Annotated in this window: 1 protein-coding gene; it reads left to right on the top strand. The window is 47.6% G+C overall.

Going from position 1 to position 473, the window contains the following annotated elements:
- The coding region (locus EII14_RS09375; protein WP_158608369.1) for a hypothetical protein at window positions 1-473 on the top strand (473 nt) is incomplete at both ends.

Below are 473 nucleotides of genomic sequence, written 5' to 3' on the forward strand. Positions count from 1 at the left end.
CACTCAGGCACACTATTGGATCGAACTGTTTGAAGCCAAAGACGGTTTGGGAAGCCAACGAGGAAGTAAACACATCAGTGCCGAAGAAACTCAAAACGCAGCCATCCACACATTCTCTTGCGACGGATTGGGCAAAGGCACTTATTATGTGCAGTTGTATATGCAACAAAAGTTTGGAGGATATACCTTAAACTACAAACACGTTCCTCCCTCACTAGCCAATGACCCGGAATCCAACGATAAGCCCGAAACGGCCTCAGTGCTCAACAGCGGACGACAGGTGACGGGAAGATTGGGGTATAGCTATCATAACTACACTGACCAATACGATTACTACAAAATCGTACTCGAAGACGACGGAAAAGTAGAGTTTGCATGGAGCTTGCCCGCCACTCAGGCACACTATTGGATCGAACTGTTTGAAGCCAAAGACGGTTTGGGAAGCCAACGAGGAAGTAAACACATCAGTGCCG

Origin of the sequence: Alloprevotella sp. OH1205_COT-284, assembly GCF_003859795.1 — a bacterium.
Taxonomy (GTDB): domain Bacteria; phylum Bacteroidota; class Bacteroidia; order Bacteroidales; family Bacteroidaceae; genus Alloprevotella.